This is a genomic window from Amycolatopsis halotolerans (assembly GCF_042647905.1).
Taxonomy (GTDB): domain Bacteria; phylum Actinomycetota; class Actinomycetes; order Mycobacteriales; family Pseudonocardiaceae; genus Amycolatopsis; species Amycolatopsis halotolerans.
The window spans coordinates 92195-111784 of record NZ_JBHRWI010000081.1 but is presented as its reverse complement, the minus strand read 5'-3'; the positions used below and the strand labels follow the sequence as shown (position 1 = coordinate 111784).

Annotated in this window: 19 protein-coding genes; 12 read left to right on the top strand and 7 right to left on the bottom strand. The window is 68.8% G+C overall.

Annotation, left to right across the window (positions count from 1 at the left end):
* Window positions 1-6: 6 nt before the first annotated feature.
* Both ACFORO_RS46265 and ACFORO_RS46260 read right to left on the bottom strand, forming a co-directional pair.
* Window positions 7-495, bottom strand: a complete 489-nt coding sequence (locus ACFORO_RS46265; RefSeq protein WP_354735169.1) for a GNAT family N-acetyltransferase — start codon at window positions 493-495, stop codon at window positions 7-9.
* 41 nt (window positions 496-536) lie between these two features.
* A complete protein-coding gene (locus ACFORO_RS46260) occupies window positions 537-1259 on the bottom strand; it encodes a VOC family protein (protein ID WP_377875642.1) in 723 nt (240 codons plus the stop codon).
* Window positions 1260-1410: 151 nt separating this feature from the next.
* Here ACFORO_RS46260 and ACFORO_RS46255 point away from each other — a divergent pair, with 151 nt between their 5' ends.
* Complete coding sequence (locus ACFORO_RS46255) at window positions 1411-2097, top strand: GNAT family N-acetyltransferase (protein WP_377875640.1); 687 nt, start codon at window positions 1411-1413, stop codon at window positions 2095-2097.
* Here the strand turns inward: ACFORO_RS46255 and ACFORO_RS46250 are convergent.
* Complete coding sequence (locus ACFORO_RS46250) at window positions 2076-2741, bottom strand: alpha/beta hydrolase (RefSeq protein ID WP_377875638.1); 666 nt, start codon at window positions 2739-2741, stop codon at window positions 2076-2078. The genes ACFORO_RS46255 and ACFORO_RS46250 overlap by 22 nt on opposite strands.
* A 165-nt stretch (window positions 2742-2906) precedes the next feature.
* Between ACFORO_RS46250 and ACFORO_RS46245 the strand changes: the two genes are divergently transcribed.
* The 3 genes from ACFORO_RS46245 to ACFORO_RS46235 are packed head-to-tail and all read left to right on the top strand — an operon-like array spanning window position 2907 to window position 5933.
* The gene (locus ACFORO_RS46245) at window positions 2907-3677 is read left to right on the top strand and encodes a thioesterase II family protein (protein ID WP_377875636.1); all 771 of its coding nucleotides are present in this window, start codon (window positions 2907-2909) and stop codon (window positions 3675-3677) included.
* Window positions 3670-5238: an acyl-CoA carboxylase subunit beta gene (locus ACFORO_RS46240; protein WP_377875634.1), complete on the top strand. Its 1569-nt coding sequence runs from the start codon at window positions 3670-3672 to the stop codon at window positions 5236-5238. The genes ACFORO_RS46245 and ACFORO_RS46240 overlap by 8 nt, the downstream gene beginning before the upstream one ends.
* Window positions 5238-5933: an acyl-CoA carboxylase epsilon subunit gene (locus ACFORO_RS46235; protein WP_377875632.1), complete on the top strand. Its 696-nt coding sequence runs from the start codon at window positions 5238-5240 to the stop codon at window positions 5931-5933. Before ACFORO_RS46240 ends, ACFORO_RS46235 begins: the two co-directional genes overlap by 1 nt.
* Before the next feature lie 366 nt (window positions 5934-6299).
* Here ACFORO_RS46235 and ACFORO_RS46230 read toward each other — a convergent pair whose 3' ends face one another.
* Genes ACFORO_RS46230 through ACFORO_RS46220 form a run of 3 tightly spaced genes read right to left on the bottom strand, consistent with a single transcriptional unit; the run spans window position 6300 to window position 9345 of the window.
* On the bottom strand, window positions 6300-6953 hold the full coding sequence (locus ACFORO_RS46230) for a response regulator transcription factor (protein WP_067580506.1): 654 nt from the start codon (window positions 6951-6953) through the stop codon (window positions 6300-6302).
* Between the two features lie 23 nt (window positions 6954-6976).
* Window positions 6977-8092, bottom strand: a complete 1116-nt coding sequence (locus tag ACFORO_RS46225) for a sensor histidine kinase (protein ID WP_354735162.1) — start codon at window positions 8090-8092, stop codon at window positions 6977-6979.
* The gene (locus ACFORO_RS46220; protein ID WP_354735161.1) at window positions 8083-9345 is read right to left on the bottom strand and encodes a nucleotide disphospho-sugar-binding domain-containing protein; all 1263 of its coding nucleotides are present in this window, start codon (window positions 9343-9345) and stop codon (window positions 8083-8085) included. The genes ACFORO_RS46225 and ACFORO_RS46220 overlap by 10 nt, the downstream gene beginning before the upstream one ends.
* A 232-nt stretch (window positions 9346-9577) precedes the next feature.
* On the opposite strand from ACFORO_RS46220, the gene ACFORO_RS46215 reads away from it, so the two are divergent.
* Window positions 9578-10510, top strand: a complete 933-nt coding sequence (locus ACFORO_RS46215) for a proline iminopeptidase-family hydrolase (protein ID WP_377875629.1) — start codon at window positions 9578-9580, stop codon at window positions 10508-10510.
* Window positions 10503-11462: an ACP S-malonyltransferase gene (locus tag ACFORO_RS46210; RefSeq protein ID WP_377875627.1), complete on the top strand. Its 960-nt coding sequence runs from the start codon at window positions 10503-10505 to the stop codon at window positions 11460-11462. Before ACFORO_RS46215 ends, ACFORO_RS46210 begins: the two co-directional genes overlap by 8 nt.
* On the opposite strand, the gene ACFORO_RS46205 is transcribed toward ACFORO_RS46210, so the two are convergent.
* Entirely contained in the window at window positions 11455-11700 is a 246-nt protein-coding gene (locus ACFORO_RS46205; protein ID WP_101438236.1) for a phosphopantetheine-binding protein, read from the bottom strand. The two genes, ACFORO_RS46210 and ACFORO_RS46205, sit on opposite strands and share 8 nt — an antisense overlap.
* 233 nt (window positions 11701-11933) lie before the next feature.
* On the opposite strand from ACFORO_RS46205, the gene ACFORO_RS46200 reads away from it, so the two are divergent.
* The 6 genes from ACFORO_RS46200 (at window position 11934) to ACFORO_RS46175 (ending at window position 19528) form a co-directional block, all read left to right on the top strand.
* Window positions 11934-13430, top strand: a complete 1497-nt coding sequence (locus ACFORO_RS46200) for an AMP-binding protein (RefSeq protein WP_377875624.1) — start codon at window positions 11934-11936, stop codon at window positions 13428-13430.
* 477 nt (window positions 13431-13907) lie between these two features.
* Window positions 13908-15377: an AMP-binding protein gene (locus ACFORO_RS46195; RefSeq protein ID WP_377875622.1), complete on the top strand. Its 1470-nt coding sequence runs from the start codon at window positions 13908-13910 to the stop codon at window positions 15375-15377.
* On the top strand, window positions 15374-16588 hold the full coding sequence (locus ACFORO_RS46190; RefSeq protein ID WP_377875620.1) for a type III PLP-dependent enzyme: 1215 nt from the start codon (window positions 15374-15376) through the stop codon (window positions 16586-16588). The genes ACFORO_RS46195 and ACFORO_RS46190 overlap by 4 nt, the downstream gene beginning before the upstream one ends.
* Window positions 16585-17061: a cobalamin B12-binding domain-containing protein gene (locus ACFORO_RS46185; protein WP_377875618.1), complete on the top strand. Its 477-nt coding sequence runs from the start codon at window positions 16585-16587 to the stop codon at window positions 17059-17061. Before ACFORO_RS46190 ends, ACFORO_RS46185 begins: the two co-directional genes overlap by 4 nt.
* On the top strand, window positions 17058-18335 hold the full coding sequence (locus ACFORO_RS46180) for a methylaspartate mutase (RefSeq protein ID WP_377875616.1): 1278 nt from the start codon (window positions 17058-17060) through the stop codon (window positions 18333-18335). The genes ACFORO_RS46185 and ACFORO_RS46180 overlap by 4 nt, the downstream gene beginning before the upstream one ends.
* Window positions 18332-19528: a cytochrome P450 gene (locus tag ACFORO_RS46175; RefSeq protein ID WP_354735154.1), complete on the top strand. Its 1197-nt coding sequence runs from the start codon at window positions 18332-18334 to the stop codon at window positions 19526-19528. Before ACFORO_RS46180 ends, ACFORO_RS46175 begins: the two co-directional genes overlap by 4 nt.
* The last annotated feature ends 62 nt before the right edge of the window (window positions 19529-19590 follow it).

Genomic DNA, 19590 nt, shown 5'->3' with positions numbered 1-19590 from the left:
CCTTCGTCAGGCAGCTTTGACCAGGTAGACCGCGAGCTGCAAGACGCCGGTCGCTTCGAACGGCATCGGCGTGCGGCGGTACCCGGCCCGTTCGTAGAGGGCGATGTTGCGTTCGCTGGACGCGCCGGTGAAGAGGACGAACTGCTTCGTCTCCGGCGGGGCGTGGCGCTCGGCGTGCTCGAGAAGGACCCGTCCGAGGCCGCGCCCCGCCAGATCCGGCGCGACCATCAGGCGGCCGATCTCCCAGCCGTTGTCCTCGACCGTGCGGGCGCGGACCGCGCCGACGAGCCGGTGTCCCTGCCGGACGACCCAGCTGTGCCAGGTGTTGATGGCCTCGCGGACCTCAGTCAGGTCTTCGGTCAGCGCGGGATGCTCCAGGGTGTTGTTGAGCAGGGCTTCCTGGACCCAGCAACACCGCTGGAGCACCATCAGCTCGGCCGCGTCGTCGGAGGTCGCTGGGTGCAGGGTCGCGCCGGGGAGGGTTTCGAGGTCCACCTGTCCTGTTCTAGCACCGGATTCAGGGCGATGGAGCCGGTTCAGGAACCCAGGACGAACTCCGCGCCAAACGGATCGCGGACGGTCACCATGCGCCCGTACGGGCTGTCCTGCGCTTCTACGACCTCGCCGCCGTGCTCGACCGCCTGTTTGCCCGCCGCGTCGGCGTCGGTGACGAGGAACAGCGTGCCCCACGCCGGCGCTGTGGCGGACGGGTCGCCGATGATGCCGCCGATTTCGTGGCCGTCCGGGCGGCGGAGGAAGGTGAAGTCGACGCCGGCGAGGTCGTCGTTGCCGTCGAGGGTGAAGGCGAAGACCTCGCAGTAGAAGTCGCGCGCTGGCTTGGGGGCTGGCGTGACGAGGTCGTTGCGCAGCAGGGTGCTGGGTTCGTTGACGAGCCGGGCGCCGGGGAGCCTGCGGCCTTGCCAGATTCCGAATCGCGCTCCGGTCGGGTCTTCCGCGACGGCGATGCGGGAGTGGTCTCCGTCGTCGTGGGGTTGGTCGAGGAGCTTGCCGCCGGCGGCGGTGACGGCTTTCGCGGTGACGTCACAGTCGTCGGTGGCGAAGTAGACCGTCCAGGCTGGTCGGGGGTCGGCTGCTTGGCGGAGGCCGGCGACGGGGAGTTCGCGCAGCAGGCAGTGGTCGCCGTCGAAGGTCCAGCCGAGAACAGCGCGGTAGAAGCGTTGCGCACGGTCCAGATCCGGCACGGCGAGGTCGATCCAGGTCGGGGTGCCGAGCGGCTGGTTGCGGTCGACGGTGCTCATCAAGATCCCTTCGTCGGTGATGGCGGCGACGTTATGGCGGATTGCGGACAGCTCCGGTCCTCGGCTGCTCAGCATGTGGGAGGCAGTGGCCGGGTGCGGTTCGGCGCACGCATTCTTGATCGGGCACCCCGGATCGGAATGGCAGGCGAGAATGAGCACGTCCCCGCTCGAAAACCCCGCTTGGGCCGCGTTGAGCGGCCCGCACGCGTCGTTCGCGGAGCAGAAGGGGCAGGTGCTGCGGTATCCGGTGGACGTCTCTCCGTTCCTCGCCGTCCCGGACCATCCGGACGAGCGCGTGTGGCACGACATCGCCGACCTCATCGGTCCTGGCGCGTCGACGCTCGTGGTCGGCGCGGTCGGGACGCCGCCGCCCGCGGACTGGACGGTGGAGGCCGAGCTCACCGGGGTCCAGATGGACGGTTCGGCCGCCCCGGCGGTCGCCGACGCGGAAGCGGTGCCGCTGACCGAGGCGGACGTGCCGGAGATGCTCGAGCTGGTTGCCCGGACGAAACCCGGCCCGTTCCTGCCGCGGACGATCACGTTGGGCGCCTACTTGGGCATTCGCCGTGACGGCGTCCTGGTGGCGATGGCGGGCGAGCGGATGCATCCGCCGGGGTGGACGGAGATCAGTGCGGTGTGCACCGACCCGGCGTTCCAGGGCCAGGGGTTGGCGGCCCGGCTGGTGCTGGCGGTGGCCGCGGGGATCTGGGAGCGCGGGGAGCGGCCGTTTCTCCACGCTGCCGAGACGAACACCGGCGCGATCCGGTTGTACGAGAAGTTGGGGTTCCGCCTTGCCCGGCAGATGCAGTTCGGTGCTTATCGGGCTCCTTCGCGGTAGTCGGCGGTTCCGGCGAGGATCTCGGCTAGGTCCGTCGGCTGGAGCAGTGAGTCGATGTGGCCGACGGGCAGGGAGTGCACGTCGAAGGGGTTGCCCGGGGTGAGGGCGTCGGCTTCTTCGATGAAGTGGTCTTGCAACGCGAGGGGCATGCTGGCGTCCGCGGTGAGGCGGACGTAGCTGTGCGGGATTCCGCCCCAGGCCGCTGGGTCTACGACGTCGGCACCGGCGTCTCGGGATTCGTCGGGGTCGAGGGCTGACCGGGAGGCGACGATTTCTGCGCCAGTGTCGGGTGCTCTGAACGCTGGGGTGGCTAGGTAGTCGGCGGCCGTGCCGGTTACGCAGCACCAGGCGGAGACGTAGACGGTTCGGGCCAGCAGGTCTGGGACGGCGTTGGCGACGCTCGTGACGACGAACCCGCCGCGGCTGTGGCCGACCAGGATGACGGGACCGTGTTTGCGTACGCGGCGGACGGTTTCGGTGACGTGAGCGACGTTGTCGGCGTGCGTGATGCCAGCCGTCGGCGACGGTTCGTCGGCGAAGGCCGCGAGGCTGCGGTGGCCGCGCAGGGCTAGTTCGCGTTGGAGCGCGGTGAAGCAGCGTCCGGCGGCGTGGGAGCCGGGGACGAGGACGAACGTTGGCTGCATGCGAAAAGAATCCTTCGGTCTAGGGGGGCGGCCTCGACTGTCCATTGTGGATCTAGGGGGAGTTAGGGGTCGTTGCGCGCGGTGGGCGCGGTTACCGTGGGTCGGCGAAGAAGGATCCGTGGCCGGGTCGTCCCGGCGCAGACGTCGGAAAGGCGGTGGGACGACATGACGGGTAGCGCGAATTCCGACGAGGACAGCTGGTTTCGCCGCTTCCACACGTCGCCCGAGGCGAAGGCAAGGCTGGTGTGCCTGCCGCACGCCGGAGGTTCGGCTCCGTTCTACTTCCCGGTTTCGCGGGCGCTGACGCCGGACATCGAGGTGCTGGCGGTGCAGTACCCGGGCCGCCAGGACCGGCGGCACGAGCCGTTCCTGACCACGATCGACGCGCTGGCCGACCGGATCGCCGAGCTGCTGCGCGGGCGCGACGACCTTCCGCTCGCGCTGTTCGGCCACAGCATGGGCGCGATGATCGCCTTCGAGGTGACGCGCCGGCTGGAGGCCGCGGGCACCGCGGTGGACACGCTCTTCGTGTCCGGCCGCCGGGCGCCGTCGCGGCACCGCGACGAGAACGTGCACACCCGCACCGACGACGGCGTGATCGACGAACTGCGCCGGTTGAGCGGCACCGAAATGGACCTGCTCGGCGATGACGACGTCGTGCGGATGATCCTTCCGGTGGTGCGCAACGACTATCGCGCCGTGGAGACCTACCGGTACCAGCCGGGTGCGCCGCTGACGGCCCCGGTGGTCGCGTTCACCGGCACCGACGACCCGGTCGCCTCGGTCGACGAGGTCCGGTCGTGGGGCGACCACACCGCGGCGGGCTTCGAGCTGGTCCCGCTCGCCGGCGGGCATTTCTTCCTGACCCGCCACCAGGACGTGATTCTCCGGTACCTGACCGATCGGCTTGTCGACAAGGGGCGTGCACATGTCTGAGGCACTGGCGGTCGGATTCGACAGCAGGCTCGAGGAACTGCGGGAGATCAAGGAGGCCGCGCGACGCGGTCCCGACGACGCCGCGACCGCCCGGCAGCATGACCGCGGCAAGCTGACCGCGCACGAGCGCATCGAGCTTCTCCTCGACCCGGGCTCGTTCACCGAGATCGAGTCCTTGCGCCGCCACCGCGCGACAGCGTTCGGCCTTGAACACCGGAAGCCGTATTCGGACGGTGTGGTGTGCGGCTGGGGAACGGTCTATGGGCGCACGGTTTTCGTGTACGCCCACGACTTCCGCATTTTCGGCGGCGCGCTTGGCGAGGCGCACGCGCAGAAGATCCACAAGGTGATGGACCTCGCCGCGGCGGCCGGTGCGCCGCTGGTGTCGCTCAATGACGGTGCCGGTGCGCGGATTCAGGAGGGCGTGACGGCGCTCGCCGGGTATGGCGGGATCTTCCAGCGCAACACCCGGTCTTCGGGGGTCATCCCGCAGATCTCGGTGATGCTCGGGCCGTGTGCTGGCGGTGCCGCGTACTCGCCCGCGTTGACGGATTTCGTGTTCATGGTGCGCGAAACCTCGCAGATGTTCATCACCGGCCCGGATGTGGTGCACGCGGTGACCGGCGAGGAGATCACCCAGAACGGCCTTGGCGGCGCGGATGTGCACGCTTCGACGTCGGGTGTCGCCGCGTTTGTCTACGACGACGAGCCCAGCTGTCTTGAGGACGTGCGGTACCTGATTTCGTTGTTGCCCTCCAACAACAACGAGGTGCCGCCGGTGGAGCCGACGGCCGATCCGGCGGACCGTCGTACGGACAAGCTGCTTGAGGTGGTGCCGACGGACTCGGCGCGCGCGTATGACATGTGTGCCGTGATCGAGGAGATCGTCGATGACGGCGAGTTCCTCCAGGTGCATGCCGGTTGGGCGACGAACGTCGTGTGTGCTCTGGCGCGGCTGGACGGACAGGTGGTCGGGATCGTGGCGAACCAGCCGGCGACGCTCGCCGGGGTGCTCGACATCGAGGCGAGCGAGAAGGCCGCGCGGTTCGTGCAGACGTGCGACGCGTTCAATATTCCGCTGGTGACGCTGGTCGACGTGCCGGGCTTCCTGCCCGGGGTGGACCAGGAACACGGCGGCATCATCCGGCACGGCGCGAAGCTGCTGTACTCCTACTGCAACGCGACGGTGCCGCGGGTGCAGATGATCCTGCGAAAGGCCTACGGCGGCGCGTACATCGTGATGGACTCGCGCTCGATCGGCGCGGACGTTTCGCTGGCGTGGCCGACGAACGAGATCGCGGTGATGGGCGCCGAGGGTGCGGCGAACGTGATCTTCCGGCGCGAGATCAACGCTGCCGACGACCCGGAGGCGGTCCGGCGGCAGAAGATCAAGGAGTACAAGACCGAGCTGATGCATCCCTACTACGCGGCCGAACGAGGGCTGGTCGACGACGTGATCGAGCCCGGCCGGACGCGCGAGATGCTGATCCGGTCGCTGGCGATGTTGCGGGCCAAGCACGCCGACGTTCCGGCGCGCAAGCACGGGAACCCGCCGATGTGATGGCGGTCCGGGCTGCGCGGCGAGGAACGGGGGATGTGGTGGGGTCGGCTGGGGCGGTGGATCCGGGGCTGGACGCGGAGGTTCTTGCCTCGGGCGGTGAGCCGGGCGGGACGGAGTTGTCCGCTGCTCCCGGGCAGTCTGGCGAGCGGGGAAGCGTGCTGGCCGCACCTGCAGGTGCGGCCAGGGTGCATTCGCTTGCCTCACCTGCGGAATCTCCCGAAGATCCGGGCGGTTCGGCGGCGGGCCCTGCGGGGAGTGTGGAGTTTGCTCGCCGGGATCCCGTGGGGATGCACCGTCAACGGCGGGATGAGATTGCCGCGTCTGTAGGTGCGGCCGGTGTGGAGCCCTCTGTGCTGCGGGATTTGGCTGATGGCGAATCTGATGGGGAGCATGGTGGGCAGGGTGCTGCGACAGCGGCGTGTCCAGGCGCGGCCACGGTGGAGTTTCCTGCGGTGCAGGGGGATTCGGCTGGACTCGAAGCTGCTGGTGTGCGCGGTGAACAGCATGCTGCGGCGGTAGCGCCCGCAGTACGTGTGGTGCGTGGGAATCCGGATGACGTGGAAGTGGCTGCGCTGTTGGTGGCATTGGCCGCAATCGGTCAGGTTGCGGAGTCTGGGCGCGAGGAAATTGCCGTGCCGTCACTTCGGCAACCGTCGACAAGGTTTGTTCCGGCGACGAGCTGGCGGGCGCGGTAACTTCGTCCGCGAATGAAGCGGAGGAGCGGGGCCCGCATCGGCGCAGGGCGATGCGGGCCTTCCGCAGTGCGGCAGTTGCGGCGCGGGCGGCCGCGCGGAATGCCGGTCTTCGAGATCGCCGCGTTGCTCGAAGTGCCGGTCTCAACGGCAGCAGAGGTCGCGGCGAGCGGAGTCGGGTGGCGGAAGTGTTGCGCCACAAGAGAACAACGACGTCGTCCACAATGGATGACAGGGGGACAGGTCCAAGATCCATATCTCCAAGCTACCGGTGCCAGTCGAACATCTGCACGGTATCGATCCGGTGAATCAGGTGCGATGGTGCGGTCCGGACAGCGTCGGACGGCGCGGGATGAGGCGGTCTGAGGGTCAGGCGTGCACCGCGGTACTGTCCAGATACGTAAGCACAGCACGGATTCGACGGTTCTGGTCCCGGCTGGCCTCCAAGCCGAGTTTCGCGAAGATGTTGCTGATGTGGTTCTCCACCGCTCCCTGAGTCACCACAAGCGCCTTCGCGATGGCCGTGTTCGACAGGCCCTGCGCCATCTGCGCCAGCACCTCCGTCTCCCGCGCCGTCAACGCCTCCAGCGGATCCCGGCTGCGGGACAGCATCTGTGCGACCACGTCCGGATCGATGGCTGACCCGCCGCCGGCGACACGGCGGACTGCTTCCAGGAAGTCCGCGACGTCGGCGACCCGTTCCTTCAGCAGGTAGCCGACGCCGGAAGTGCCTTCAGCGATCAGGTCTACCGCATAACTTCCTTCGACATACTGCGACACCACAAGCACCGGCAGGCCGGGGATTTCCTTGCGGGCGGCCAAAGCGGCGCGCAGGCCCTCGTCGGTGAAGGTCGGGGGCATGCGGACGTCGGCGATCACCAGGTCTGGGCGGTGGTCTCGGATGGCCACCAGCAAATCATCGCCGTTGTCGACCGCGGCGGCGGTTTCGATGCCGACGTCCGCCAGCAGGCTTTGTACCCCGGCGCGCAAAAGCACCGAGTCTTCCGCGATCACGACGCGCATTTTCCTTGCCTCCACAACAGGATTCACCAGCGGACGGGCAGATCGGCCCGCACGACGGTGGGGCCGCCGACGGGGCTTACGACGGTGAGCACGCCGTCGATCGTGGCGGCGCGGTCGGCCAATCCGGCCAGGCCGCCGCCGGGGCGCATCGAGGCGCCGCCGTGGCCGTTGTCGGTGATTTCCACGACGACGGTGTCGTCGTCGCGGGTCACTCGCACGGACGCGCGGTCGGCGCCGGAATGTTTGGTCACGTTGGTGAGCGTTTCGCTCACGATGAAGTACGTCGTCGTTTCGACAGGTGCGGGCGGCCGGGGTTGTACGGTAACCTCGACCTCAATAGGGATAGGCATTCTTGCGGTAAGAGAAGACAACGCGGCGTCCAGGCCCCGATCCTGGAGCACCGGTGGATAGATCCCGCGCGCCAGGTCGCGCAACTCCGAGACAGCGAGCTTCGCGTCGGCGTGCGCGGCCCCGATGAGTTCGCGGACCGCGGTCGGGTCGTCGAGGTCGAGTTTGAGCTGGGCGCGGCCCAGGCTCATCGCGACGGACACCAGCCGCTGCTGTGCGCCGTCGTGCAGGTCGCGTTCGATCCGGCGGCGTTCGGCCTCCACTGCGTCGACTCCGCGTGCTCGCGAGTTCCGCAGCTGCACCGTGCGCGCTTCCAGTTGCGCGGTGCGGTTCGGGCCGAGGAACGACGCCGCCAGTTCGCCGTGCATCGCCCCGATGCGCGGCGCCACGAAAATTCCGAAAGGAGGTACCGCGGTGGACACGACGCCCGCCACGAATTCCACGATGCCCAGCGGAAAAGCGATCAGCACGAACGCGAACTCGCGCCAGGTGGCGGGGTCGAGCAGCCGCGCCTGCCACACCGTGAGCATGCCGGGGCCCGCCGGACGGCGGCGGACCGGTTCGGCGATCGCGGCGCCGAGCATCTGGTGTGCCCAGCGTCGTTCGAACGCACAGTACGACCGCATCAGCGAGGTCGCGACCAGCAGGATCGGGATGCCGACCCACAGCATCGTCGTCCCGACGCCGACCAGCATGGTCACCAGGATCAGCACGAACGCGGCGAGCCGGATCGGGAGGCTCAGCACGAGAAACCCGATCGTGCGCATGGTCGGCGGCCGCGTCACGGGCATCGCGCGATCCGTTCCAGTTCCGGCACGAGGTCGTCGAGCGCGGGCGTTGCCAGCATCTCGTCGCGCACCTCGAGCGCACACTCCCGGAAGGACGGTTCTTCCAGCAGCCGGCACACCCCGTCGCGGACGCTCGCGGGCGTCACGTCCTCGAGGTCCACCAGCAATCCGTTGCCGCGCTTCACCTGAGCCACCGCGGAGCCGCGTTCGCTCCACGTGGTGCCCGGGATGACCAGTTGCGGGACGCCGTTCACCACCGCGTTGCCGATCGTCGCGCCGCCGCCCTGGTGCACGATCGCGGAGCACGAGGCGAGGAGTTCGTTCATCGGCACGAAATCGACCGCGCGGACGTTGTCCGGGATCGCGCGCACGGACGCGAGCTGTTCCGCGTTGAGCGTGGCGATCACTTCGATGTCGAGGTCGGAGAGCCCGTCCAGCAGGTCCCCGACGGAGGTCTCCTCGACGCCGAGCGTCTGCCGGTTGGAGATGCCGAGGGTGAGCATCACCCGCGGCCGCTCCGGCCGCTCCAGCACCCAGGACGGGATCGCCATCGGCTTGTTCTGCGGCACGAACCGGGCCGGGAGGTAGTCGACGTCCACGCCGTCGTAACGCAGATACGACGGATGACAGTCGATGGTCCGCACGCCGTAGCGGAGGGCTTCGTCGTAGTCGGCTCCGAACCGGGCGACCTTGGCCGACATCCACGTCACGAACGGGTCCGGCGAGCTGTCCTCGGGGCGGCTGGCTCTGAGGTCGCGGTACTGCGCGCCGAGGCGGGCGGTCTGGTCGGCGGCGTACATCATCCGCAGGTGCGGCACCCCCATGGCGTGCGCGACGATCGGCGCGGCGTAGATCAGCGGGTCCCACACCACGAGGTCCGGCTGCCACTGCCGGGCGAAGCGGATGAGTTCGTCGAGCAGCAGATCCGGCGTGGTCCAGCGGTACACGTCGACCCAGTGCTCGTACACGTTGCGCACGTACTCGTCGGTGTAGCGCTCGGGACGGCTTTCCGAGAGCCGGAATTCGCCGTGCATCGCGTTGTTGCCGTCGACCTGCTGCTGCCGGTGGCGGGCGATGTCGAGTTCGTCGCCGAACCACATGGCGTCCAGCCCGGTTTCGGTGAACGGCTCGACCTCGCGCGGGTTGCGCTGCCCGACGAAGCGCACCTCGTGCCCGGCCGCGGCCAGCGCCCAGCCCACCGGAGCCATGCTGTAAACGTGCGTCCTCGTCGGGAAGACCATCAGCATCACGCGCATCGCGGCAGCTCCAGGTTCGTAGTCAGGGGAGAACAAGGAAAACGGTAGGGCCGCGCCAGTCCCGCGCCCACCCGGTAGGGGACCCCTGAATCCGGCACGGGCAAGGAGGATTTGGCTCGGCTTTAGATGCCCCTTAGGGGCTATGGCGCGCGGGCCGCGGCAGATAGACAGGTAATCGGATCCGGCCGCGCTGCGCCGGAGACGGACGAGGGAGGCGAACGAGGTGATGAGCATGGCCGTGGCGCCCACCGCGAAAGGCTGGGTCCCGTTCGGCGAGCACCGCACCTGGTACCGGGTCACCGGGCAACCGGGAGGAGCAGCGCCCGCTGTGGTCGTGGTGCACGGCGGGCCGGGCAGCACGCACGACTACCTGCTGAGCCTGACCGAGCTCGCCGGGCACGGATTCCCGGTCGTGCACTACGACCAGCTCGGCAGCGGCGGGTCGAGCCGGCTGCCGGACGCCGAACCTGGGTTCTGGAACCCGGAGCTGTTCGGCGACGAGCTGGACAACTTGGTGCACCGGCTCGGCATCGAGGACAACTATGTCCTCTATGGACAGTCGTGGGGCGGCCTGGTCGTCGCGCGGCACGCCGCCGAGCGTCCGGACGGCCTGCGCGGGCTGGTGATCGCCAACTCGCCGGCGTCGTACGAGCTGTGGCGCGGCGAGATGGACCGGCTGCGCGCGCTGCTCCCGCCCGGCGTCGACGAGGGCCTGCGGGCCCACGAAACGGCGGGCACCACGGACACGCAGGAGTACTTCGACCTCATGCGCGTCTTCTATGACCGGCACGTCTGCCGCGTGCTGCCGTGGCCGCCCGACTATGTCGCCTCGTTCATGGAGATGGCCGACAACAACACCGTCTACTCGGTGATGAACGGCCCCAGCGAGTTCACCGTCACCGGCACGCTCGCGGACTATTCGGTGATCGACCGCCTCGACGACATCGAGGTGCCGACCCTGCTCATCTCCGGCGCGCACGACGAGGCCACCCCGGCCACCGTGCAGCCGTACTACGACCGGATCCACGACGTGCGCTGGGAGATCCTCCCGGAATCGAGCCACGTCCCCCATCTCGAGGAACCGGAACGGTTCCGCGAAATCCTGCTGGGATTCCTGCAGGAAGTCCATTCCCCCGCCGAGAGAGAGGTCGCCAGTCATGGATGAGGCCAGCCAGGCCGGATCGGCGGTCGTGTTCCCCGGGATGAGCCCGTGCCGGTTCGTCGACTTCGGCAAGTTCCTGCTCATCAACCCGTTCGCGCGCAGGCTCATCAAGGACGCCGACGACCGGCTGGGCTACTCGCTGGTCGACCGCTTCCGCGAGGCCGAGGGCGACTACTCCGAGTACGCCCAGGTCGGGTTCATGCTCACCTGCGTCGCGCTCGCCGAGTGGGCCGAACAGGAGTACGGGATGAGCCCGGACTACTGCACCGGCCCGAGTTTCGGCGAGAAACCGGCCAGCGTGTACGCCGGTTCGCTGACTTTCCCGGACGCGGTGTGGATGACCGCGAAGCTCGCGCAATGCCTCGACGAGTTCTTCGCGACCGAGCACACCGACGTCGTCACGCACTCGTTCGTCCGCACCCCGGAAGAGAAACTGCGCGACGCGCTGGCGGAACTCGACGGGCGCGGCGAATGGGCCGACATCTCCTGCTACATCGACCACGACTTCTACATGGTCTCGGTGCGGGAGCGGAACCTCGACTGGCTCAAGCAGACCGTGCGGAGCATGGGCGGGCTGTCGCTGTACACGATGCGTCCTCCGCTGCACTCGCGCGCGTTCGGCGCGTTGCGGCGCAAGGCCGAGGACGAGGTGCTCGGCGGCCTCGACTTCCATGATCCCCTCCTTCCGATCATCGCTGACCAGGACGGTTCGGTGCTGCGGTCCGGCGAGCAGGTCCGCACGATGCTGCTGGACAGCATCGTCGAGCCGCTGCGCTGGCCGGACGTCGTCTCGTCGCTCGAACAGCTCGGCGTGCGCAAGCTGTGGGTGGCCGGGCCGGACACGCTGTTCGGCCGGGTCCGCGCCACCACCAGCCGGTTCGAGGTGACCACGGTGAACCCGCGGCTCGCGCTGCAGCCGCGGCGGCGCGGCGCGGGTCCCTCGCGGGTCAGCTAGCCGGCTGCAGTTGCGACAGCGTCGCCCAGAGGCGTCCGGGGTTCTCGAACGTCTCCAGGTTCAGTGCGTCGTCGGAGAACCGGACGTTGTACTTCTCCTCCAGGACCGCCAGCAGTTCCACCGTGGCGAGCGAGTCGAGGCCGTACTCCTTGAGCGGGGTCTCGGCGGTCAGCGCTTCGTCAGCGGGCAGGAACGGGAGGTACGGGCGGAGGGCTTCGTCGAAAGAGCTGTCCCACATGGCTACTCCGGTGGCTGGGTCGGGCACTTCACCAGGCGGGGAAACCGACCGCCCGGTTCGGTTTTGAACTTTACCCCGCGCCGCCGCTCCCGGGCGACGAGCCGGCACCCCTATTGCTCATCCGGCCACAAGCAGGCCGACCCCCGACCCGGAACGCAACCGTTGCTGCCAAGCCTTGAGGCGGTGACTGTGGTCGGGTCAGCAGCGATCGACACAGTAGGCGGAGGACCACGATGGACACGACGACCACCTCGGGACTGCACGCGCGGTTTCTGCGCGGGCTGGCCCGTTCCGAGTCCCGGCCGGCGGTCAGCGTCGGCGGGGAGACGTTCACCTACGGCGAGCTGCACGAGCGGGCGTTGCTGTGGGGCGGCGCGCTGACGGAGTCCGGCGCTAGCACGGTAGGGGTGCTGGCCGGGAAGGGAGTCACTGCCTACGCCGGGATTCTGGCCGGGCTGTACGCGGGGGCGACGGTCGTCCCGCTGCGGCCGGACTTCCCGGCGGCCCGGACCGAGCAGATGGTCGAGGCCGCGGAGGTGGACGCGCTCATCGCCGACGAACGCGGTCTCACGGTCGCTCCGTCGGTGAAGACGCTCCTAGCCCCGGAGGTCAACCAGAAAGGACTGAAAGCGGCCCAAGCCCTCAGCGAGCCCAAGGACGTGCGCCCTGAGGACTCCGCGTACGTGCTGTTCACCTCGGGCTCCACGGGACGGCCGAAGGGAGTCCGGATCGGCCACGGCTCCACCGAGCATTACTTCGGCCTGCTCGACGCGCGGTACGACTTCACCCCGGACGACGTCTTCTCCCAGACGTTCGACCTGAATTTCGACTGCGCGATGTTCGACCTCTTCTGCGCCTGGGGCGCGGGCGCGGAAGCGGTGGTCCTGCCGGGAGCGGCGTACCGGAACGTGCCGGCGTTCGTGGCGGAGCGCGGCCTCACCGTGTGGTTCTCCACGCCGAGCGCGATCGATCTGGTGCGCCGCACCGGACGGCTCGCCCCGGGCGCGATGCCCGGCCTGCGGTGGAGCTTCTTCGCCGGGGAAGCGCTGACCGTCCGCGACACCGCGGATTGGCGGGCGGCGGCGGGCAATTCCGTGACGGAGAACCTCTATGGCCCGACGGAGCTCACCATCACCGTCGCCGGGTACCGGTGGGACGACGAGGAAACCCCGCGCGTCGCGGTGAACGGCGTGGTGCCGATCGGCGCGGTGCACGAAGGCCATGAATACGTGCTCATAGACGAGAACGAGGCGGGGGAGGGCGAACTCGCCATCGCCGGACCGCAGCTGACGCCGGGCTACCTCGACCCGGCCGACGAGCAGGGCCGGTTCCTCGACCGCGACGGGCAGCGCTTCTACCGCACCGGCGATCGGGTGCGCCGGCTCGGCGGCGACGATCTGGCGTACCTCGGGCGGCTCGATTCGCAGGTGCAGGTGCTCGGCTGGCGCGTGGAGCTCACCGAGGTGGAGCACGCGCTGGAGACGTGCGGGGTGCAGGCGGTGGCGCTCGGCGTCCAAGGGGACGGCGGGACCGAGCTGTTCGTCTTCTACACCGGGCCGCGGCGGCCGGTGATCGAACTGGTGCGGGCGTTGCGGGCGGTGCTGCCCGAGGGAGTGATCCCGCGGCGGTACGAGCACGTCGAGGAGTTCCCGCTGAATTCGAACCGCAAGATCGACCGGAAGACGCTCGCCGCGCGCGCCGCGGAGATTCTCAGCCCCGTCCCCGCTTAAGGCCCAATGCCAGGAACTTATTATAGGCCGCGTTGACCTCGGCCCGCTGACCGTCCACAAAGGACGTCAACTGCGCCGAAACGCCCGATTTGCTGCCAGGTGGCCGGGTCTTGAAGTACGTGAGGGGAACCCTGAGGGACTCTGATTCCCTCAGGGTTCCCCTCACGGACCACAACCCGGCTTCCGTTCCCGGGCCGGGGTCCACAGCGACGTGCGCTCAACCGGATCGAGCCAGCTGAGCTGCGGAAACACGTCAGCAGCGCGTCCACAGCACAATCTTCAGTTCCTGGCATTGCGCTTAAGGTCCGTGAAGGGCTCCTTGGGGGAATCAGATTCCCGGAAGGAGCCCTTCACGGACCGGCAGACTGCCAGCTAGGGGCCGTTAGGGGTGTGGATCACCGCCTGCGCGCGGATAACTTTCCGGACGTCGGGGAGCTATCCCGCGCAGGCACGGTGATTCTACGAATCCTTTCGGGAGTGGCAGTCGTGAACGAATCCGGTTCTCTCGTCCATGCCCTGCTCGACGCGGCGGTGGCCAGTGCGCCGGACGCCGCCGCGGTGCGCGACCGGGCGGGGGTGTGGACGTATGCCGAGCTGGCCGCTTGGAGTCACGCGGTGGAGGCGGTCCTCGCGAGGCGCGGGGTGCGGCGCGGCGATCGCGTGGTGGTGCAGTTGCCGACGGACCGGGCGCTGGTCGCGCTCTTCCACGGCACATCGCGGCGGGGCGCGGTGTTCGTCCCGATCAACCCGGCGATGAAGCAGTTCCACTTCGACTCCGTCGTCGAGAACGCCGAACCGGTGCTGATCGTCCAGCCGGCTGAGTTCGCTCCACTGTGGACGGAAGTCGAAGAGGCGTACCGCGAGAAGACGCGCGTCGAGCCCACTGACGTCGACCTGGACGACGTCGCGGTACTCGTTTACACCTCCGGCAGCACGGCCGCGCCCAAGGGTGTCATCGGGCCGCACCGGCAGGTCACCTTCGCGGCGGGAGCGATCCAAGCGGTGCTGGGGTACCGCCAGGACGACGTCGTTTTCTGCCGGTTCCCGATGTCCTGGGACTACGGCCTGTACAAGGTCCTCCTCTCGACGCTCGGCCGCAGCGAAATCGTGCTCGCCGACGCCGAGTCCGATCTTCGCCTCCTGCAACGGATGCGCGAGGTCGGCGCGACGGTCGTGCCGATCGTGCCTTCGCTCGCGACGATGATCGCCACGCTGGCCGAGCGCGACCAAGGCGAACCGGCTCCGGTGCGGCTGTTCACCAACACCGGTGCGGCGCTGCCGGATTCGACCATCGAGAAGCTCCGCAACGCTTTCCCCGGTGTCCGCGTGGTCCGGCAGTTCGGCCAGACCGAGTGCAAGCGGATCACCGTGATGCCGCCCGAGGAAGACACTGAACGTCCGGGTTCGTCGGGCCTTCCACTGCCCGGCACGACCGTGCACATCCTCGCCGCCGACGGAACTCCGTTGCCCGCTGGCGAAATCGGCGAGATCGTGGCCGCCGGACCGCACGTGATGCCCGGCTATTGGCGGGCTCCGGAGCTCTCCGCGCGAGCGTTCCGCCGCGACGAGGCCACCGGCGAGCTCCGGCTGCACACCGGCGATTACGGCCGCCTCGACGAGGACGGCTACCTCTACTTCGAGGGTCGCCGCGACGACATGTTCAAGCGCAAGGGAATCCGGATGTCCACTTTGGAGATCGAGGCCGCCGCGATGGACATCCCGGGCGTGCGGGCGGCGGGCGCGATCCCGCCGAGCGAGACGCGCGACCTGGCGATCTGCGTGGAAAGCGACCTGCCGCCGACCACGGTGCTCAAGGAACTGGCGCAGCGGCTCGAGCCGCAGAAGGTGCCCGCGCTGTGCCACGTCGTGGACGAGTTCCCGCTCACCGCGCACGGCAAGAACGCGACGAAGGAACTCGCCCTGCTGGTGGAAGGTGCCCGCAAATGAGCAAGTACGACGAGCTGGCCGCACGGTTCGGCACGCCGGCTTACGTGTACGACCTTGACGTGACCGCCCAGTCGCGCGATCAGCTGTTCAGCCTGCTGCCCGAGGGGTTCGCGGTCTACTACGCGCTGAAGGCCAACCCGCATCCGGAGATCGCCCGCGAACTGCGCGAGGGCGGATGCCGCGCGGAGATCAGCTCGACCGGCGAACTGGCCAACGCGCTCACCGCCGGGTTCGCGCCCGAAGACATCCTCTACACCGGCCCGGGCAAGACGGACGGCGAGCTGGACGCGGCGATCACCGCGGGAGTCCGGTTGTTCTCCGTCGAATCGCTGACTGACCTGCAACACGTCGGTGCGGCTGCGGAGCGGCAGGACACCGTCGCGCGTTGCCTGCTGCGGGTGAACACCACGCAGGGCAGTGCGTCGACCGGGATCCGGATGATGGGCCGTCCGTCGCAGTTCGGCGTCGACGCCGAGACGTTGCCGGAGCTGATGCCGCTGTTCAAGGCGGTCACCGGGGCCAAGATCGTGGGCGCGCACTTCTTCACCATGAGCAACGCGCAGGACGAGGACGCGCTGCTCGGCGAGTACGAGTTCGTGCTGCAGTCGGCCGCGCAGCTGCGTCAGGAAGTGGGCCTGCCGCTGGAACTGCTCGACATCGGCGGCGGGTTCTCGTCGCCGTACGCGGTTCCCGGCGAGCGCACCGACTACCCGAAGCTGCGCAACGGTTTGGAGCAGCTTCTCGACCTCTACCTGCCCGAGTGGCGCAGCGGTGCGGTCGAGCTGGCGTGCGAATCCGGCCGGTATCTCTCCGGGACCTGCGGGACGCTGCTGGCCAGCGTCGTGAACGTGAAAGAGAGCCGCGGTCACCGGTTCGTCATTCTCGACGCCGGGATCAACGTGGTCGGCGGCCTTTCCGGCATTGGACGCCTGCTGCCCGCCGCCGTCGGGGTCGAGCAGATCGGGGACAACCCGGGCCAACTCGTCGGTCCACTGTGCACTCCCGGCGACTCGCTCTCGAAGGCCGCGAAACTGCCCGAGCTGGCCGCCGGAGACCTGCTGACTGTGCCGAACGTGGGTGCGTACGGCGTCACCGCGAGTCTGATCAGCTTTCTCGGCCGCCCCGCGCCGACCGAAGTCGTGGTGCGCGGCAACGAAGTCATTTCGGTGTCCCGTTTGGACTATCAGCGGGCCTATGAGGTGTCGCTATGAGCGAGGAGGTCCGCGCTTACGGCGGCAGCATCGTCGAAGAACCCAGCGGGCGCACGGTGATCGTGAGCAGCATGGCGTCGGACTCGCACACCTGGAACCTCGTCTACCTCGAACTTCTCGTGGGCGAACTCGGTTTCGACGTCGTAAACCTCGGCGCCTGTGTACCGGACGAACTGCTGGAGTCCGAATGCGTCAGCCGCAGTCCGGCGATGCTGGTGCTGAGCAGCGTCAACGGACACGGCTACCAAGACGGGCTCCGGGTCGTGCAGCGGCTTCGAGCGATCCCCGAGCTGCGCCGGTTGCCGATCGTCATCGGCGGAAAGCTCGGCACTGGCGGCCCGCTGTCCGACGAACAGACCGCGGAACTGCTGTTCGCCGGGTTCGACGGAGTCTTCGACGAGCAGAACGCCGCCGCCTTCCGGCACTTCGCGGCCACGCTTCCCGGCGGGGTCAGCCAGTTGGAGGGAGCGTGAGCTTCGAGCGGTTCGTAGCGCAGCGGCACGCGGCCGGGGAACTGGTCGTGCAGCCGCGCATGGGCTTCGACAGTCCGGCCGCGATGCGCGCCGGGCTGGTCGCGACCAAGCTCGCGAACGCCGCGACCGTCGGCACGCTCACGCTCGACAGCTACACCCGCGTCCGCGACACCGATTCCGCGGAACACGCGCTGCGCAACGGAATTCCGCTCAACGGCTACCCGATCGTCAACCACCCGTCCGAGGTGACCCGGGCGATGCTCGACGGTCTCGAAGGCCCGGATTTCCCGGTGCAGGTCCGGCACGGTTCGGCCCGGCCGGTGGACATCTTCCGCGCGATGATCGCCGCCGGGTTGCACGCCACCGAAGGCGGCCCGATCTCCTACTGCCTGCCCTACAGCCGCACGCCGCTCGACGAATCCGTGCGGAATTGGGCGTATTGCTGCGATCTGCTGGTCGACGCGGAACATCCGGGCGGCCGTCCGCATCTGGAGACGTTCGGCGGCTGCATGCTCGGACAGCTGTGTCCGCCGAGCGAGCTGGTCGCGATCAGCGTGCTGGAAGCGTTGTTCTTCTACCGCAAGGGTGTGCGCAGCATTTCGGTGAGCTACGCGCAGCAGACGAACCTGCAGCAGGACCGCGAGGCCGTCGCCGCGCTGCGCCGGTTGTGCGCCGAGTTCCTGCCGGAAGCGACGTGGCACGTGGTGATTTACGCGTACATGGGCCTCTTCCCGCGCACGCCCGACGGTGCGATGTTGTTGCTGGGCAAGGCCGCCGAGCTGGCGATGAGCACCGGTTCGGAGCGGCTGATCGTCAAGACCGCCGCCGAAGCCCACCGTATCCCGACTGTCGCCGAGAACGTGACCGCGCTCGAACACGCGGCAGCCTCGGCGAACGGCAGCAAGGCCAGCAAGACCATCGTGGACGAAGACAACCAGGTCTACCGCGAGGCCTACGCCCTGGTCGACGCGGTCCTCAACAGCCACGCCGATCTCGACCGCGCGCTCGTGGTCGCCTTCAAACGCGGTCTGCTCGACGTGCCGTACTGCCTGCATCCGGACAACGCCGGGCAGGCGCGCAGCACGCTCGACGCGGACGGCCGGCTCGGGTGGTCCGAGCTCGGTTCGCTGCCGTTGCGCGGGATCGCCGAACGCGCGCCGAGCGGCCGGATCACCTCGTCGACGCTGATGTCGGCGCTCTCGTACGTCCAGCACACCCATGACACCCAGGCATTGGAGCAGCCGATGACCGCGATCGGAGGGGAACCGCGATGAGCACTCGCCGGACTGTCCGGGCGTATCCGTTCGACATGCACGAGACGTCCGTTTCCGAGACCTACCACCAGTTGCAGCGCGACGAGCCGATGAGCCGGGTGCAGTTGCCCTTCGGCGAGCAGGCTTGGCTGGCGACGAAGTACGCCGACGTCAAGCTGGTCAGCGCCGACCCGAGGTTCAGCCGCGAGCTGGCCCAGGGGCTCGACCAGCCGCGGATGCGCCGTCAGCAGATGGGCGACGGCATCATGGGCATGGACCCGCCGGACCACACCCGCCTGCGCCGCCTGGTGATGAAGGCGTTCACCGCGCGTCGGCTGGAGGCGATGCGCGAGAGCGTCCGCACGCTGACGCACGAGCTGATCGACGCGATGATCGAGAACGGCGCGCCCGGCGACCTTGTCGAGGATCTCGCGCGGCCGCTGCCGGTCACGGTGATCTGCAACCTGCTCGGCGTGCCGAAGGAAGACCACACGATCTTCCGCGAGTGGACCCAGGCGCTGGTCAGCGACGCCACGGCGAAGGGCGACGTGCTCGACGTCTACGGCGATCAGCTGGACAACTACGTGGCCCAACTGGTCGCGCAGCGCCGCGAGGACCCGACCGACGACCTCCTCGGCGCGCTCGTCTACGCCCGCGACGCGGGTGACAAGCTCTCCGAGAACGAGCTCATCTCGATCGCCGGCGCGGGCCTGCTCACCGGTGGCGTGGAGACGGTTTCCTCGGCCCTGCCGAGCTTCGTCTTCACCCTGCTGACGCAGCCGGAGCTGCTCGCGCAACTGCGGGCGCAGCCGGAGATCCTGCCGACCGCGGTGGAGGAACTGCTGCGGTGGGTGCCGATCAACACCGCGGCGATGTTCGCCCGCTATGCCCGCGAGGACATCCGGATCGGCGACGTCGTGGTGCGGGCGGGCGATCCGGTGCTGCCCGCGCTGCACGCCGCGAACCGCGACCCGGAGGTGTTCGCGAACCCGGACGTCATCGACCTCACCCGCAGCCCGAACCCGCACGTCGCGTTCGGGCACGGCCCGCACCACTGCATCGGGGCGCAGCTGGCCCGGCTGGAACTGCAGGAGGCGCTGAAAGCGATTCTGGAGCGGTTCCCGGAATTGCGGCTCGCGGACGGGCGCGACGGCGTGAAATGGGAGTACGGGGTGATCGTGCGCGGCCCGTCGCTGCTGCGCGTCGCCTGGTGATTTCCCGCCCCTAACGACGTTTTCTGGGGATCCGGCGCGGCGCGAGCCCGCCTTACGATCCG